Annotated in this window: 1 protein-coding gene; it reads right to left on the bottom strand. The window is 66.8% G+C overall.

Annotated elements, in window-relative coordinates:
* Positions 1-1,097, bottom strand: a 1,097-nt coding sequence (locus AWB67_RS38370; RefSeq protein WP_087660904.1) for an acetyl-CoA C-acetyltransferase, incomplete at its 3' end; no start/stop codon positions are given.
* Between the last annotated feature and the right edge of the window lie 2 nt (positions 1,098-1,099).

The raw sequence follows: 1,099 nt of genomic DNA, 5'->3' as shown, positions 1-1,099 counted from the left end.
TCGCGCTTCTGCATTTCGTGCAGGAGCGTGACGAGAATGCGGCAGCCGGATGCGCCGATCGGGTGACCGATCGCGATCGCGCCGCCATTGACGTTGACCTTCGACGTATCCCAGCCCATCTGCTTGTGGACCGCGAGCGCCTGCGCCGCGAACGCTTCGTTGATTTCCATCAGGTCGAGGTCGGCCGGCGACCAGCCCGCGCGTTCCAGACAGCGCTTCGATGCCGGCACCGGGCCCATGCCCATGATCTTCGGATCGACGCCCGCGTTCGCGTACGCCTTGATGCGCGCGATCGGCGTGAGGCCGAGCGCCTCGGCCTTCTTCGCCGACATCACGATCACGGCCGCTGCGCCGTCGTTGAGGCCCGACGCATTTGCCGCCGTCACCGTGCCTTCCTTCGAGAACGCCGGCCTCAGGCTCGCGAGCGATTCGGCCGTCACGCCGTGGCGCACGAACTCGTCGGTCGCGAACTTGAGCGGCTCGCCCTTGCGCTGCGGGATGTCGATCGGGATGATTTCATCGTTGAAGCGGCCCGACTTCTGCGCGGCCTCGGCCTTGTTCTGCGAGAGCGCCGCGAACTTGTCCTGGTCTTCGCGCGAGATGCCGAATTCCTTCGCGACGTTCTCCGCCGTCACGCCCATGTGGATCGAGTTGAACGCGTCCCACAGTCCGTCGACGATCATCGAGTCGATCAGCTTCGCGTCGCCCATGCGGAAGCCGTCACGCGAGCCCGGCAGCACGTGCGGCGCCGCGCTCATGTTTTCCTGGCCGCCGGCGATCACGATGTCGGCATCGCCCGCGATGATCGCGTTCGCCGCCAGCATCACGGCCTTCAGGCCCGAGCCGCAGACCTTGTTGATCGTCATGCCGGGCACCGATGCGGGCAGGCCCGCCTTGATGACCGACTGGCGGGCCGGGTTCTGGCCGGAGCCGGCCGTCAGCACCTGTCCGAGGACCACTTCGCTGATCTGCTCCGGTTTGAGGTTCGCGCGTTCCAGCACGGCGCGAATCACGGCTGCACCCAGATCGGGCGCCGCAATCTTCGCGAGCGACCCGCCGAATTTGCCGACCGCTGTCCGTGCGGCCGATACGATCACTA

The organism is Caballeronia terrestris, assembly GCF_001544515.1.
Classification (GTDB): domain Bacteria; phylum Pseudomonadota; class Gammaproteobacteria; order Burkholderiales; family Burkholderiaceae; genus Caballeronia; species Caballeronia terrestris.
This window is presented reverse-complemented; position numbering and strand designations above follow the sequence as displayed.